This is a genomic window from Vibrio sp. Y176 (assembly GCF_033438945.1).
In genome coordinates, this window is the sequence record NZ_JAWOQS010000546.1 from 1 (window position 1) to 691 (window position 691).

Annotated in this window: 1 protein-coding gene; it reads left to right on the forward strand. The window is 44.1% G+C overall.

Features of this window, described 5'->3' with window-relative positions:
• Positions 1 to 691 (forward strand): collagenase (locus tag R7O13_RS27210; RefSeq protein ID WP_318305242.1); only part of this gene is annotated, 691 nt, incomplete at both ends.

A 691-nucleotide genomic window follows, 5' to 3' on the forward strand; every position in this document is an offset into this window, starting at 1 on the left:
TAATACCGGATATCAGCCTGTCGCTGATGATCATAGCGATAGTGTCGATGTTATTGTTTTTAAAACCAAAAGTGACTACTCAACCTACTCCAGCTTCCTTTTTGATAACACAACCAACAACGGCGGACAGTTCCTTGAGCGAGACCCATCAAAACAAGGAAATGTACCTCGATTTGTCGCTTATCAAAACGGATGGGACGACGACTTTTCGATTCTAAACTTAGAGCACGAATATGTGCATTATTTAGACGGTCGATTCAACCAATACGGTGACTTCCATGACACAATGCGCGAAGGCAATATTGTGTGGTGGTTGGAAGGTTTTGCTGAATACATGTACTACAAAGAGGGCTACAATGCTGCTCTAGTACTTGGCAAAGAAAAGACGCACACATTGGCAGACGTGTTCAGTACGAACTACAGCGACGGTTTAAACCGTGTGTACCGCTGGGGCTACTTAGCTGTACGCTTCATGATAGAGAAACACCCTGAAGACGTTACTGAACTGTTAGGTTACTCGCGTACCGGCCAATACAAAGAGTGGGTAAAACTGCTTGAACGATTAGGTCCTGCTTACAATACCGAGTTTCATTCGTGGCTGGATGAGGTGACGAAAGACATTGACGATTCGGATATTTCTCAGCCAAAACCGAAAGAGAAGCCTAAGAAAATCGAACTCAATACCAGCATC